Origin of the sequence: Streptomyces sp. HP-A2021, from assembly GCF_022807935.1 — a bacterium.
Classification (GTDB): domain Bacteria; phylum Actinomycetota; class Actinomycetes; order Streptomycetales; family Streptomycetaceae; genus Streptomyces; species Streptomyces afghaniensis.
This window is the reverse complement of record NZ_CP094344.1, coordinates 3,311,069-3,324,850: the sequence shown is the minus strand read 5'-3', so window position 1 is coordinate 3,324,850 and position 13,782 is coordinate 3,311,069. Positions and strand designations below refer to the sequence as shown.

Sequence of the window (13,782 nt, the reverse complement as noted above, 5' to 3'; positions counted from 1 at the left end):
GGTGCCTGCGGCGGCCTGCGCGGGTGTGGTGGGGGTGCGCGCTTGCGCCTGCTCGCCGGTGGTGGGTCGGGGTCGCGCCGGGGGTGTCCGTCCTCGGAACGGCGCGATGGGGTTGCGTACCGACTGACCGTCCGTTGACGCGCCAACCGCTGCGGGCGGACACCCCCCGAAACGTCCCCTTCTCGCCGTCGGCGGGTGCGGGTGCGTCGTGGTTGCCCTGGCCGCGCCTCAGCATTGGTGCCGAGCGCCTGGCAAGAGGGTGTGTCTCACAGGGGTCGGTGGTTCCGTGCGGTCGGTCCGGAACCTATCGTCAAGGTCATGTTCGCTGTCTACGCCGCTCGAATCGACCGCGACCAGCCACTGACCGGCCTGGAGTTGGGAGAGCGTCCGGCTCCCGAGGCCCGCCCCGGCTGGAGCACCGTCACGGTCAAGGCCGCCTCCCTCAACCATCACGACCTCTGGTCCCTGCGCGGCGTCGGCCTCGCAGAGGACAAGCTGCCGATGATCCTCGGCTGTGACGCCGCCGGTGTCGACGAGGACGGCAACGAGGTCGTCCTGCACTCGGTGATCGGACAGAGCGGGCACGGCGTCGGTCCGAAGGAACCCCGTTCCATCCTCACCGAGCGCTACCAGGGCACTTTCGCCGAGCAGGTCGCCGTCCCGACCTGGAACCTCCTGCCCAAGCCCAAGGAGCTCTCCTTCGAGGAGGCCGCCTGTCTGCCCACGGCGTGGCTGACCGCGTACCGGATGCTGTTCACCAACGCGGGCGTCCGGCCCGGTGACTCCGTGCTCGTGCAGGGCGCCGGCGGTGGTGTCGCCACGGCCGCCATCGTGCTGGGGAAGGCGGCCGGGCTCCGGGTCTTCGCCACGAGCCGGGACGAGGCCAAGCGGAAGCGGGCCGTGGAGCTGGGGGCCGTGGAGGCTCTGGAGTCGGGGGCGCGGCTGCCGCAGCGGGTGGACGCCGTGATCGAGACCGTCGGCGCCGCCACGTGGTCGCACTCCGTGAAGTCGCTGAAGCCCGGCGGCACGCTGGTGATTTCCGGTGCCACCAGTGGCGACCGGCCCTCGCACGCCGAACTGACCCGGATCTTCTTCCTGGAGCTCAAGGTCGTCGGGTCCACGATGGGCACCAAGGACGAACTGGAGGATCTGCTCGCGTTCTGTGCCGCCACCGGAGTGCGGCCCGTCATCGACGAGGTGCTGCCCATGGACCGTGCGCGGGAGGGCTTCGAACGGCTGGCGTCCGGTGAGCAGTTCGGGAAGGTTGTGCTCACCAATCCGTAGTGCCTGCTGAGTTGTAGGCGTTGACGGCCGGTCCGGGTTCGGGCCGGCCGTTTGGTTTGTCAATCGAGGTTGACGGGAGGGGGATGTCAACGTAGGTTGACGTCATGACCGAAGCAACCGATCTGGCCGAGCGTGCGGGCGACCGTGATCCACGGGTCGGCCTGCGGGCCGTCGCCGCCCTGCGCAGGCTGCTGGAGCAGCTGGAAGCCGTGCAGGTGCGCAATGCGCGCAACCAAGGCTGGTCGTGGCAGGAGATCGCCACCGAACTCGGTGTGAGCAGGCAGGCCGTGCACAAGAAGTACGGGAGGCATTGATGTTCGAGCGGTTCACCAAGGACGCCCGGAGCGTGGTCAAGGGCGCGTTCGCGTATGTGGAGGGCGGGGGTGGCGGGCAGGTCGTGGAGCCGGAGCATCTGTTGCTCGCGCTGCTCGATCGGGAGGGCAGTCGCGGCTCCTTCGCGCTCGCCGCTCTCGGGCTCGCGGAGCGGAGGGAGTCCGTGCGGCAGGCGCTGGGGGCGGCGCGGCGGCGGGCCGGGCTGTCGCAGGCCGAGACCGACGCGCTCGCCGGGCTCGGGATCGATGTGGAGGAGATCGTCGCCCGGGTGGAGGAGGTGCACGGGGCCGGTGCCATGGCAGGTGACCGGAAGGACAAGGGGTGGTGGTCGGGGCGGGCCTCCTTCGGGCGCGGGGCCAAGGACGTTCTGGAGCGCTCCTTGCGGGTCGCCCTCGCCCAGCGGGACCGGCACATCGGGGACGAGCACATCCTGCTCGCCCTGACCATGCGTCCCGGCGTGCCGGCCGAGGTCCTCGCCGACCACGGGGTCACGTACGAGTCCCTGGTGCGGGTGCTGTACGGGGGCGGCGGCGAGGCCAAGGCCGGGTGAGGCGGGAATCCGACCGCTACTTCTTCGGGGTGCGCAGCAGGGCTCCTATGTGGGCCGCCGCCGTCGACAGATGGCGGCGGGCGTCGCGCAGTTGGCCGGGGGTGACGCCGTGGTCGCGGGCCGCGTCGCGGATGTCGTCCCGGAAGCGGTCGAGCAGGCGGTCCAGGTCGCGGGCGGGGTCGCCGGTGGAGTCCGTGGCGTCCTCGTGGGCCCAGGCGGGTTCGTAGGAGGCCGGGAAGTCCTCGGGGGGCTGTGACGGCGTCGGCTGCGAGGCCGGCTTGCCGGTGCCGGTCCAGTCGAAGCCGAAGTCCTTGCCGTAGTCCTTGCCGAACTCGCCGACCTCCTTGGCCAGTTCGCTCAGGCCCTCGCGCAGTCCCGTGGGCCAGTCGCCGCGGGCGAAGTGGTCCTGGACCTGCTCCTGGACCCGGCGGGCGATGCGCTGCACCTCCTCCTGGGCCTGGGCGCGGGCCTGTTCCTGGGCCTCCTTCGCCTGGCGGCGGGCGCGCTGGGCGTCCTCGCGGGCGCGGCGGCTCTCGTCCTTGGCGCGGCGCGCCTGTTCCTTCCACTCCTGCCTGGCGCGCCGCATCTCCTCCTTGGCGACGCGCCAGGCCTCCTTGTCGCCGTACTGCCCGAAGTCCCCGAAGGGGGCGTCCTCCGTGCCGCGGGGCCTGGTGCCGGTCTCGCGGCGGGCCTCGGTCGCCGCGGCGCGCATCTCGCGGCGCAGGTCGCCGGCGGCCCCGCGCACGTCGGCGCGGATCTCCGCCGCCAGTTCCGCGACGGACTCCCGGATCTCCAGCTCCAGGTCGGCCAGCTCGCCGCTGCGGTCGGCCAGTTCGGCGCGGCCCGCGTCCGTGATCGAGTACACCTTGCGGCCGCCCTCGGTGGTGTGGGTGACCAGGCCCTCGGCCTCCAGCTTGGCAAGGCGCGGGTAGACCGTGCCCGCCGACGGTGCGTACAGCCCCTGGAAACGCTCCTCGAGGAGGCGGATCACCTCGTAGCCGTGTCGGGGGGCCTCGTCCAGCAGCTTCAGCAGGTAGAGGCGGAGGCGGCCGTGGGCGAAGACGGGGGGCATGTCAGAGCACCTTCTTGTCGGTCGTGCCGTCGGCCGGGACGCCGGCGTCGGCGGCGCCCCGGTCGGAGACGGAATTGTCTCCCGAGCCGGCCTGCGGGTCGGCCGGCGAGCTGCCGGTGCCGGGCCGGGTGTCCCACGGTTCGTCGGGCTCGTCCTCCCTGGAGGGGCGGCGCAGCAGGGCGATCGAGCCGGAGACCGTCGTCGCTCGCAGCTTGCCCGTGCCCGCGCCCAGACGGCCCGTGATCTTGTGGGCGCCCCACTGGCCGTGCACCCGCAGCCCGTCGAAGGCGTTGGAGATGGCGCCGCTCGCCGTGTTGGCCTCGACCTCCGCATCCGCCGGGTACGGCAGCCGGATCGCGATCTCGCCCGAGACGCTGGTCAGCCGCACGTCCGTGGGGCCCTCCGGGTCGAGGTCGACGATCATGGAGCCGCTGACCGAATCGGCCCGCACGGAGGAGCCGGAGCCCTCGACCACGGTGAGGTCGCCCGAGACGGAGTTGAACCGGAGGTCGCCGGTCACGTCCTGGGCCTCCACATTGCCGGAGACCGTGTCGGCGCGGACCGGGCCGGAGAGGCCCACGAGGGTCGTGTCGCCCGTGACGCCCTTCACCGCCGTCGGTCCCTCGATCCCGGAGATCACGGCTGCCGCGCCGACGACCCCCACCTCCACCCGGGTGGAGGCCGGGACGGCCAGGGACACCACCGCGCTGCGGCGCCAGCCCTTGCGGTCCAGCCACTTGAGGAAGCCCTTCCAGGGCAGGTCCTCGTAGGCCACCGTCAGGGTGCCGCCCTGCTGGGTCACGGCCAGGGGTGGTCCCTCGATCTCGGAGACTTCCAGGCGGGCGGAACCTTCGTCCGTGCTCACCACGTTCACCGTTCCGTTGACGAGGCGTACGTGAAGCTCGCTCACGGGCTCGTCGAAAGAGAGTTTCCTCGGCTCCGTGACAGACCACTCGGACATGGGTAGACCTCCCGACGTGACGCGCCATATCGCGTCTTCCGTCAATCACGATATATCGTGGTGATGGAAAGTCAAGACACTCGTTCTGGGGACGTCGAGACGTACAAAAGTGCACGAAGGGCAGTGATTCGCCCTAGCGTGTGACCATGCCGACGGAAGCCGACCGCACCGGTCCCGCCCCTGGGGCGCTGCTGCTGTGCCGCGCGGTGCCCGGGGCCGTCGCCCCCGTCGCCCACCTGCTGCGGGAGCGTATGCAGCTCACCCGGGCGGGCGACGAATGGAGTGTTCTCGTCCCCGAGGGCGGGCCCTGGCGGGACGCCGGCGAGCCCGTCGACCGCGTGGTCACCGGCTGGGCCACGGCCCTGGCCGTCGGCGCGCCCTGGCCCGTTCTCGCCCTGTGGTGGGACGCCGACCACGCGGGCTTCACGCTCGCGTCCGGCTTCCGCCGCCCGGTCGGATTCGTCTGGCTCGCGAGCGGCCTCCCGGCGGGGGAGGAGGAGGCGATGCGCACCTTCGCCGCGCGCGTGGGCCTCGACCCCGTCCTGGACCTCCAGGCCCTCGACCGGCTGACGAAGCCCGACTCCGCCGCCGACGCCCGCACCCGCCTGCGCGGCCTGCTCGCGGTCCTCGCGCGCGTGGGCGTCTCACTGCCCCGGCAACTCGCCCCCGGCGAGCCCGCCGACCGCCTGCGGGAAGCCGCCGCGCTCCAGCCCGACAGCCTCCCGGTCGAATGGCCCGGCTGGCGCGATGCGGTCGCGGAACGCGACACCGTCGACCACAGCCGCCTGGGCCCCTGGATGCCCTGGACCGGCGGCCCCAGGGCCCGCGCCCTGGCCCTCGCCCAGGTGGCGGCGGGCGTACCGCTCACGGCCCGGGGCGTACGGCGGCGGGACGGCGGCTTGATCGCGGCGGGGGCCCTGTTCCTCGCCCACGGCTTGCTGAGCCTGGCCTACGGCCTCACCCACCCCCGCGACTGACCGTCGCGGGAACGTCCTACTCCTCGTCCTCGTCGTCCAGCCGCGCCAGCCACGTGGCCAGCCGCTCCACCGGCACTTCGAAGTCGGGATTGAGATCGACGAACGTCCGAAGCTGCTCGGCGAGCCACTCGAAGGTGACCTCCTCCTCGCCGCGCCGCTTTTCCAGCTCCTCGATGCCGCGGTCGGTGAAATACAACTCGTGCTCCTGATCCGGAAGGGGCAAGCCCTTGGCCAACCCCTCCAGGGTAGGCCGTGCGGTCCCGCGAGACCCTGGCCGGGAACGGGTGGGGTCACGGGCGGCCAACGTGGGTATGACCCTCGTCTGGTGCACGTGGGCGCCGGCCGGGCTCGATCGGTCGGCGGGGGACTCGACGGGGGACGAGATGAGCCACATCCAGGATGTCCAGCTGCCGGACGGCACGGTGATCACCGCGCGGATCGGTGAGGGCGAGGCGTACGACGACCAGGAGGACGTCGGTTTCACCGAGGCCGCCCTCGCGAAGGTGGAACAGCTCCAGGATCTGATCAAAGGTGTCGGCGCCTCCGTCCTCGACGCCGCCAAGGCGGCCCGCCCCAGTGAGGCCGCGATCACCTTCGGCGTGGAGCTGACGGCCAAGGAGGGCGTGGCGTTCGCCGTGCTCGCCAGGGGTGAGACCAAGGCATCCCTGCAGGTGACGCTCACCTGGCAACTCGACCGCGGACCCGCGGAGGAGCCCCGCCCGGCATGACCGAACGCAGCGACCGCCTGTACGAGCTCGCCCGGGCGGCCACCGTTCACCTGCTGGCCGTCGGAGACGACGACAGACCTCTGTGGGGGAGCGGCTTCTTCGTCGCGCCGGGATGGGTGCTGACCGCCGCCCACGTGCTGCGTCCACACCTCGCGGCGGACACCTCGGTCACCTTCCGCGTACGCGGCCAGGGCATCGACGCCCGGGCCCACCTGGAGCAGTGGTTGCTCACCGAACCGCGTCGGCCCACCGTCCCGCCGGAGGAGGACCTGGCACTGGTGCGGCTGGCGGGGGATCCCGCACAGCACCCGCACGAGTGCGTGTGGATCCCCGAGCGGGCCGTGCGTCACTGTGGCGCGCTCAAGGCGTGCGGGTACTATCCGGGACCGCCCGCGACCCACTTCCGGATCGTGGACGCCGAGATCAACGGCCATGAGGACGCCTACGGGCTGATCATCAAGCCCGACATCGACTTCCCCAGCGGAATGTCCGGCGGTCCGCTGGTCGATCCGGTCAGCGGAGCCGTCGTCGGCCTGATCAAATCGCGCCGGAGGCAGCAGGACGGCGGCAAGGCGGTGGCGATCTCGGCGCTGCGCCGTTTCGGGGCGACGTACCGAGCGGTCATGGCCGCCCACGACCGCTGGCACGGCGACGAGCCGACGTCCCCGACCGGGGACAACTGGGTCGACCTGCAGGACGCCCCGGCGGCCGACAGCGGCGAGTGCTGGACACCGGCCGATCGCCGCGAGGCCCTCCGGCTGCTCGCCGAACTGCCCCCGCCGCCCGACGCGCCCACCGTCGAACTGCTGGCGAAGAAGGCGCGAAGCAACAACCTGTGGCCGGACACCACGCTCGAGTTGCTGACCTGGCGCGACGGTGCCGGACTGCTCTACGAAGGAGGCCGGCCGCTCGAGGCGCTCACCTTCCTGCGCTTCCTGATGTGCGTCGAGAAGTACACCCGCACCAGGGGCGGCGACTGCGCCGCGCTCACCCGGTGGATCGAAAAGCGGCTGCGCAAGGAGCCCCGCAGGGCCATGCACGATTTCGTCCGGGAGGTCGGCCTGCCGGACGCGCTGCTTCCGGCCCCCGACGACAAGGCGGAGCGGACGGTGATCCCTTACCCCGGCCCGGGCGAGGGCCCCACCGTGGCGGTCCTGCTCGACCCGGTGATCGGCGCTCAGTCCCCCCGGTTCTTCTGGCAGGTCTGGTTCGACGACGGCGAGGGCGAGCCCCTGCTGTACGAGGCCGACGGCTCCGTCCACGGGTTCCGGCCCGAGGACCTGGTCCAGGCCCTGCGGGAGCCCCTGGGCAGGCTGCTGCGGGCCAAGGACCACGCGGACCGGCCCGTGCCGCTCGAAGTGGCCCTGCCCTCCGAGTACTTCGACATGGCCGTGCACCGCTGGCGGTTCGACGACATAGCGGAACTGAACGACACGGGGCACCTCGGGGCGCGCCGCCGCGTGGTCCTGCGCGCCCTCGAGCGCCGGGGAGATCCGGACAAGCTCTGGGCCGACCGCTGGCAGAGCATGACCGGCCTGCGGCGTTTCAGCAGCTGGCGCACGCTCGTGGAGGAAGCCGTGCCCGGCTCTCGCGGCTACCGCAACGCCGAGGCGCACCGCATCCCCGTCATGTGCCGCCCGGCGGGACGCGACCCCGGGCGCACCGCCATGCGGCTCGCCCTGGAGAACGGCCACGGCGTCGCGCTCTGGCACATCGACGGACACACCTCGCGCGCCTGTCCCGAGACGTGCGACACGCTGTACGCCAAGGCGGAGGAACTGCTCGGCACCGTCGGATCCCTCGCCGAACTCCCCGACCGCCTGCGACACGTGCGCCAGGAGATCAGCGAGCACCGGGTCGAGCGCCCCTGGGCCGAACCCCTGGCACTGATGTACGACGATCCGCGCCGCCCGTTGCCTCCCGAGGACGCGGAACCCCTGGACGCGCCGCTGTGAGCGACGCGTGGCACGGACGGGACGCGTGGGCCGAGCGTCCGGAAACGCCTGTGGGGCGGGCCCGTTGTGGGTACATTTTCAGGGGCCCGTTGTGGGTGCACAACGCCCCCGTCGGCCAGGGCGTGGACGACCACCGACCGTCGACGAGGAGCACATCATGAGCGAGTGGTTCGTCTACCGCGGCACCGGGCAACCGGATCCGGCCGGCATCGACCGGCTGCCCGACCCGCCGGCGTGGCGGAGGTTCGACGCCCCGGTCGTGCCGTACGAGGTGCCGGGGCCCGACTCCTCCACCCGCCGCAGGCTGGGCGAGGACGCCGCCCCGCTGCCCATCCAGGACTCCGGCACCCTCGAACTCGTCAACGCCGCCCTTTACCTGCGGCGACCGCTCCTGGTCACCGGTGAACCGGGCGTGGGCAAGTCGACCCTCGCACACGCCATCGCCTACGAACTCGAGCTCGGCCGGGTCCTGGAATGGCCGATCGTCAGCCGCAGCGAACTGCGCGACGGGCTCTACACCTACGACGCCATCGGCCGTCTCCAGGACTCCCAGCTGCCCGGCGACGACGCGTCCCGGGACATCGGCCGGTACATCAAGCTCGGCCCGCTCGGCACCGCGCTGCTCGCCGCCGACCGGCCTCGCGTGCTGCTCATCGACGAGCTGGACAAGAGCGACATCGATCTGCCCAACGACCTGCTGAACGTCCTGGAGGAGGGCAGGTTCGCCCTCCCCGAGCTGGAGCGGATCGCCGACCACACCCCTGTCGTCCACGTCCTCACCGACGACGGCCGTCGTGTCGCGGTGACGGGCGGGCAGGTCCGCTGCCGGGCCTTCCCGTTCGTCCTCATGACCAGCAACGGCGAGCGCGAGTTCCCCGCACCGCTGCTGCGCCGCTGCATCACGCTCGACCTCAAGGCTCCGCGCGACGAACGCCTGGCCGCCCTGGTCCAGGCGCACTTCGGACAGGGTTCGTACGACGACAACCGAGACCTGGTCGACCGCTTCACGCAGGCCGAGGCGGACGGTGCACTGCGCCCCACCGACCAGCTGCTCAACGCGATCTTCCTCGCTCAGCACGCGGCCCGGGGCGAGGTCCACCGGCGCGAGGAGATCTCGGACCTGCTGATGCAACCGCTGGACCGGGGGCCGCGATAGCCGATGACCGACCAGGCCCCCCACACCCCGCCCGGCGACGTGACCTCCACGCTCACGGCGCTGGTCGCGCGCATGCGGGACGCGGGTATCGGGCCCGGTGTGGAGGAACTCGCGGACGCGCTGTGGCTGGCCCGCTGGCTCCCGGCCCCGGCGGAGACGGCCGCCCTCCCGTCCGCCGCGGACGGAGCCCGCAGGGACCTCCCCTCGGCCGACGGCGACACCGGCTCGCCCTTGCCGCCCCCTCGCCCACCGGTCACGGACGGCGAACCGCAGCCGCCCGACGGGGCCCGGCTGTTCGCCCCCGGGGCAGGCGCCGCCGACGGCGCGGCTCCCATGGAGCCCGTCCGCGTCCCGGCCGCACCCGCCCTGCCCGAACCCCTCGCCCTGCAACGGGGCTTACGGCCGCTGCAGAGGTACCGGGCGCCTGTCCGCCCCGTACCGCGCGTCCTGGACGAACACGCCACCGCCCACCGGGCCGCCGAGTCCCGGTTCCTCCTGCCGGTCCTGCGCACCGACCGGCGACGCGAGGCCCGCCTCATGCTCCTGATGGACGTCTCCACCTCGACCGTGGTGTGGCAGCAGGCGCTCGACGAACTGCGCCAGGTCTGCGTACGCGCCGGTGCCTTCCGCGAGGTGCGCGTGCGGTACCTGCACGAGACCGAAGGCGGACTGCCCGGTTGGGCCACCGTCCCGGAACCTTCCGGTCCGCTGCACGCCCCGGAGCAGCTGAGCGATCCGACCGGGCGCTGCGTGACCCTGGTCCTCAGCGACTGCGCCGGGCCCATGTGGCGCTCCGGCCGTATGCAACGACTGCTGCACCGATGGGCCGCTGCGGCGCCCGTGGCCGTCGTGCAGCCACTCCCGCAGCGGTTGTGGCTGCGTACCCACCTGCCCGCCCGGCGGGGGCTGCTCCACCGGCGGGAAGGGCCCGCGGGCGCACTGGAGTTCCGGCCCGACAAGGGACGGGCGGAGCATGCCGCGCTGCCCGTGCCCGTGCTCGCTCCGCGCCGGGAGCCGGTGGAGGGCTGGGCACGTCTGGTGTCCGGCGCCACCGAGCAGTCGCTGGCGACGGCGGCGGGGTGGGTGCGCCCCGATCACCCGGCGTCCGGGGCGGCGGTCAGGGCCTCTGAGGAGCTGACCGGCCCGGACCGTGTCCGTGCGTTCTGGCGCCCGGCTTCCTCGGAGGCTCGCCGACTCGCCGTGTACCTGTCCGCGGTGCCCCTCTACCTGCCGGTCATGCAGCTCGTCCAGCACGCCATGCTCTCGGGAAGCGGCCCTGACGTGCTCGCCGAGGTGCTGCTCAGTGGCCTGCTCAAACGCCGGGAGGACCCGGACGACCCGTGGGCAGTGCGCTACGAGTTCCTGCCCGGAGTCGCCTCGGAGCTACGGTCGCGGCTCGCGGTGGACGACGCCGACCTGCTGCTCAAGCACTGCTCCGATTACGTGGAGCGCAGGTTCGGGCGCGACGTGCGCAACTTCCCCGCCCTGGCCGGGGCGTTCCTGCGCGGCTCGGTCACCCCTGGTGAGGACCTGACGACGGCGGTCGCCCCGGACCAGAGCGAACCCGTCGGGCTGCGGGCCTTCGCCGAGGTGTCGGCGGAGGTGCTGCGGGACCTCGGCAAGCGGATGCCGGCCGTGCCGGTGCGCGCGGAGCTGAGTGTGCGGGACCTGCTGGCACGGGGCCGGGAGGCCCTCGTGCGGTTCCGGCAGGAGGGCTCGACCAGGGAACTCGACGCAGCAGTCGGGTATCTGCGGCAGGCGCTGGAGGCCGCCGGGGCGGAGCCGGAGCGGGCCGTGGCCGCGGTGAGGCTGGCCGACGCGCTGTGGTCCCGTTGGCAGGTGCGAGGCGTCGGGGAGGACCTCCGGGAGGCCTGGCAGGCGATCGGCGACTTCGAGGACCTCAGCGCCTGGGGACGGGTGGTACGGGGGCGTATCTGCCTCGCCCAGGCGATGGAGCTGGTCAAGCAGGACATCGGGTTCGACGGCATCCCCGACGGCCTCAGGCAGTGGGCCGCCGGGGCCGCGCTCGGCGACCATCGGGCGGAGGACTTCGCCCGTGCCGTGCTGCTGTACCTGGCCGACCGGGACCTCACCTCCGCACTGCACGCCCCGGACACGACGGCCGAGCACCGGCACGGCACCGCGCTCGCACTGACGTACCTCCGCCGGGTCGTCGCCGACTCGGGAGCGGACGCGGCCGGACCGGACGGCCCTTACCCGGCATCCGGCCCCGAGGAGTGGTACGTCACCCATCTGCACCGGGCCGTCGAGGCCGCCGACGTGGCCCTGGAGTCCTCCCAGGACGAACAGGCGTATGCGGCCAGGGGCCGGCTGTGGCTCGACCTGGCACGCCAGTACGCGGGGCACGGCCGTACCTCCGCCGCCGCGCCGGACGAGCGACGCGCGGCCGAGGCCGCCCTGCGCGCCACCGACGACTTCCTTGCGGCGGTGCGTGACGAGACCGCCCTCCCGGACACCGAGCGCTGCACGATCTGGCTGGACATGGCGAGCGCCATCGAGATCCACCAGCCGCCGCGCGACGACGGCCGGGAACGCCGCTCGCTCATGTACGCGGTGGAAGCGGCCCTGGAAGCCGCCGGTGACGACAAGGCCCTGCGGTTCGCCTGCCATGAGCGGGCCGCGCACATCTACCGCGTCCGCTATGACCGCTCCGGCGACCAGCTGCAACTGGACCGGGCCATCGACGCCTGGTCGGAGGCCGAACCACTGCTGGACGAGGACGACCCGCGGCGGCCCGACGTGCTGTCCGACTTCGGGCGGGCCCTGCTCGAACGGGCGAGCACCGTGGACCTGCCCGGTGACATCACCCGGGCCATCGACCTGCTGCGCCGGGCGGTCGACGCGTCCTTCCCGGACGATCCCCGCCTGCCCCTGCGCAGGCAGCACCTGGGCACCGCCCACTTCCTGCGCTTCGGACTTCACGAGGTGCTGTCCGACCTGTACGAGGCGGAGTGGCTGTTCGGCGAGGCGGCCCGGGGATCCGACGACCCCGGTTTCCTCGGGCAGTGCTGGCTCAACCGCGGGACCGCCCAGGAGTTCCTGCACAGCCGCACGGGCGTGCTCGCACGGCTGCACCAGGCGGCCGACTGCTTCTCCCAAGCCGCCGACCACGCCCGGGAGGCGGGTGACGACGAGACCCGCTCCGTCGCCCTGCAGTCCCGGGGACAGGTCCACGAGCGGCTCGGACGGACGGGCCCGGCCCTGGCCGACTACCGTCGCGCTCTGCCCCTCACGCAGGACTCCGCCCGCCGTGAACACCTCCGCTCCCGCATTGCCCGCATGGAATCCGAAACGGCCGACGAGTGACCGCGCCCGTCGACGACGCCCACATACCCTTGCCCGACATCCCCCGGCCGGACCACACCGACCACCCGGTTTTCGCGGCCGTCCTCGCCGAGCTCCGGGCCCGGGAAGGGGAGTCCGTCGTCGCCCAGTACGAGGACGCCCCATGACGGCGCACCACCCGCCGTCGGCGCACCCGCCGTGGCCGCATGTCCTGCTCGACACCTCCACCCACCGGCCCACACCCTTCCGGCAGTTCGTGCTGAAGGTCCACAGCCGCTGCAACCTCGACTGCACCTACTGCTACCTCTACCGGGGCCAGGACTCCGGCTGGCGCGACCGCCCGCCGCGCGCGCCCGAGGACACCATGCGGCACACCGCCGCCCGCATCGCCGAGCACGTCCGCGCGCACGGTCTCGACGGGATCCGTGTCGAGCTGCACGGCGGCGAGCCCCTCCTCACCGGCCCGGGCCCCGCCCTGGTCTACACCCGGGCCGTCCGCGAGGCAGTGCCCGCCGGATGCCGGGTCACCGCCACCCTGCAGACCAACGGCACCCGGCTCACGGCCCCAGCACTCGACGTGCTCGCCGACGCCGGCATCCGGGTCGGCCTCAGCCTCGACGGCGGCCGCGCCGCCCACAACGCCCGCCGCGTCGACCGCGCCGGGCGCCCCGCCTGGCCCGCGGCCCGGGCGGCCGCCCGGGCGCTCGCCGCGCGCCCGGCCTGCTATGCGGGCATCCTGTGCACCATCGACCTGGACGCCGACCCGCTGGACGTCTACCGGTCGCTGCTGGAGCTGAACCCGCCCGCGGTGGACTTCCTCCTGCCGCACGCCAACTGGGGCCACCCGCCCCCCGGGGTCCTCCCACAGTGCCCCGGGCGCCACCGCCCGCACCCCGCCCCCTACGGTGACTGGCTGGCCACCGTCTTCGACGCCTGGTGGGACGAGCGGCGACTGCGCACCCGCGTCCGGCTCTTCCAGGAGATCGCCGCCCTGCTGCTCGGCGCGCCCAGCAGGGCCGAGGCCGTGGGACTGTCGCCGATGGCCGCCGTCGTGGTCGAGACGGACGGCGCGATCGAGCAGGTCGACTCCCTGAAGTCGGCCTACGCGGGTGCGGCGGAGACCGGGCTGGACGTCTTCCGGAACTCCTTCGACGAGGCCCTGCGTCACCCCGGAGTCGCCGCCCGCCAGCTGGGCGAACGGGCCCTGGCCGCGGAGTGCCGGGGTTGCCCGGTCGGGAGGGTGTGCGGAGGCGGCAACTACGTGCACCGGTACGCGCCCGGCACAGGCTTCCGCCACCCCAGCGTCTACTGCGCTGACCTGGAGAGGCTTGTCCGGCACATCGCCCGACGACTCGCACGGACCGCACGGGGCACGACTCCGGATAACTGATCAGTCGTCAACTTTGCGCTGATCGAGCCCTTTTGACGCACAATTGAATAACCTGTGCACAGTCGTGACC

Annotated in this window: 13 protein-coding genes; 10 read left to right on the top strand and 3 right to left on the bottom strand. The window is 72.9% G+C overall.

Annotated features, from left to right (window positions below; genetic code table 11):
• Positions 1 to 318 precede the first annotated feature (318 nt).
• The 3 genes from MQE23_RS14955 to MQE23_RS14945 all read left to right on the top strand — a co-directional run bounded on the left by MQE23_RS14955 (position 319) and on the right by MQE23_RS14945 (position 2,167).
• Positions 319 to 1,284 (top strand): zinc-binding dehydrogenase, encoded by a 966-nt coding sequence (locus MQE23_RS14955; protein ID WP_020277100.1) that lies wholly within the window; start codon positions 319 to 321, stop codon positions 1,282 to 1,284.
• Positions 1,285 to 1,388: 104 nt separating this feature from the next.
• Positions 1,389 to 1,598: an HTH domain-containing protein gene (locus MQE23_RS14950; protein ID WP_003992902.1), complete on the top strand. Its 210-nt coding sequence runs from the start codon at positions 1,389 to 1,391 to the stop codon at positions 1,596 to 1,598.
• Positions 1,598 to 2,167 (top strand): Clp protease N-terminal domain-containing protein, encoded by a 570-nt coding sequence (locus MQE23_RS14945; RefSeq protein ID WP_020277098.1) that lies wholly within the window; start codon positions 1,598 to 1,600, stop codon positions 2,165 to 2,167. The genes MQE23_RS14950 and MQE23_RS14945 overlap by 1 nt, the downstream gene beginning before the upstream one ends.
• A 16-nt stretch (positions 2,168 to 2,183) precedes the next feature.
• Here the strand turns inward: MQE23_RS14945 and MQE23_RS14940 are convergent, their stop codons facing one another.
• The gene (locus MQE23_RS14940; protein WP_243379369.1) at positions 2,184 to 3,239 is read right to left on the bottom strand and encodes a PadR family transcriptional regulator; all 1,056 of its coding nucleotides are present in this window, start codon (positions 3,237 to 3,239) and stop codon (positions 2,184 to 2,186) included.
• Position 3,240: 1 nt separating this feature from the next.
• Positions 3,241 to 4,200, bottom strand: coding sequence for a DUF4097 family beta strand repeat-containing protein (locus MQE23_RS14935; RefSeq protein WP_243379368.1), 960 nt, complete (start codon positions 4,198 to 4,200; stop codon positions 3,241 to 3,243).
• A 146-nt stretch (positions 4,201 to 4,346) separates the two neighbouring features.
• On the opposite strand from MQE23_RS14935, the gene MQE23_RS14930 reads away from it, so the two are divergent.
• Positions 4,347 to 5,177 (top strand): hypothetical protein, encoded by an 831-nt coding sequence (locus tag MQE23_RS14930; protein ID WP_243379367.1) that lies wholly within the window; start codon positions 4,347 to 4,349, stop codon positions 5,175 to 5,177.
• Positions 5,178 to 5,193: 16 nt separating this feature from the next.
• On the opposite strand, the gene MQE23_RS14925 is transcribed toward MQE23_RS14930, so the two are convergent.
• Entirely contained in the window at positions 5,194 to 5,373 is a 180-nt protein-coding gene (locus MQE23_RS14925; protein WP_023586593.1) for a DUF6104 family protein, read from the bottom strand.
• Between the two features lie 187 nt (positions 5,374 to 5,560).
• Between MQE23_RS14925 and MQE23_RS14920 the strand changes: the two genes are divergently transcribed.
• The 6 genes from MQE23_RS14920 to MQE23_RS14895 all read left to right on the top strand — a co-directional run bounded on the left by MQE23_RS14920 (position 5,561) and on the right by MQE23_RS14895 (position 13,712).
• Positions 5,561 to 5,905, top strand: coding sequence for a CU044_2847 family protein (locus MQE23_RS14920; protein WP_037673754.1), 345 nt, complete (start codon positions 5,561 to 5,563; stop codon positions 5,903 to 5,905).
• The gene (locus tag MQE23_RS14915; RefSeq protein WP_020277092.1) at positions 5,902 to 7,860 is read left to right on the top strand and encodes a trypsin-like peptidase domain-containing protein; all 1,959 of its coding nucleotides are present in this window, start codon (positions 5,902 to 5,904) and stop codon (positions 7,858 to 7,860) included. Before MQE23_RS14920 ends, MQE23_RS14915 begins: the two co-directional genes overlap by 4 nt.
• Positions 7,861 to 8,017: 157 nt before the next feature.
• Complete coding sequence (locus tag MQE23_RS14910) at positions 8,018 to 9,016, top strand: MoxR family ATPase (protein ID WP_243379366.1); 999 nt, start codon at positions 8,018 to 8,020, stop codon at positions 9,014 to 9,016.
• Positions 9,017 to 9,019: 3 nt separating this feature from the next.
• On the top strand, positions 9,020 to 12,343 hold the full coding sequence (locus MQE23_RS14905; RefSeq protein ID WP_020277090.1) for an SAV_2336 N-terminal domain-related protein: 3,324 nt from the start codon (positions 9,020 to 9,022) through the stop codon (positions 12,341 to 12,343).
• Positions 12,340 to 12,489 carry a hypothetical protein gene (locus MQE23_RS14900; RefSeq protein ID WP_020277089.1) on the top strand — a complete coding sequence of 50 codons (150 nt, stop codon included), beginning with the start codon at positions 12,340 to 12,342 and terminating at the stop codon, positions 12,487 to 12,489. The genes MQE23_RS14905 and MQE23_RS14900 overlap by 4 nt, the downstream gene beginning before the upstream one ends.
• Entirely contained in the window at positions 12,486 to 13,712 is a 1,227-nt protein-coding gene (locus MQE23_RS14895) for an FxsB family cyclophane-forming radical SAM/SPASM peptide maturase (RefSeq protein ID WP_243379365.1), read from the top strand. The genes MQE23_RS14900 and MQE23_RS14895 overlap by 4 nt, the downstream gene beginning before the upstream one ends.
• Positions 13,713 to 13,782 lie beyond the last annotated feature (70 nt).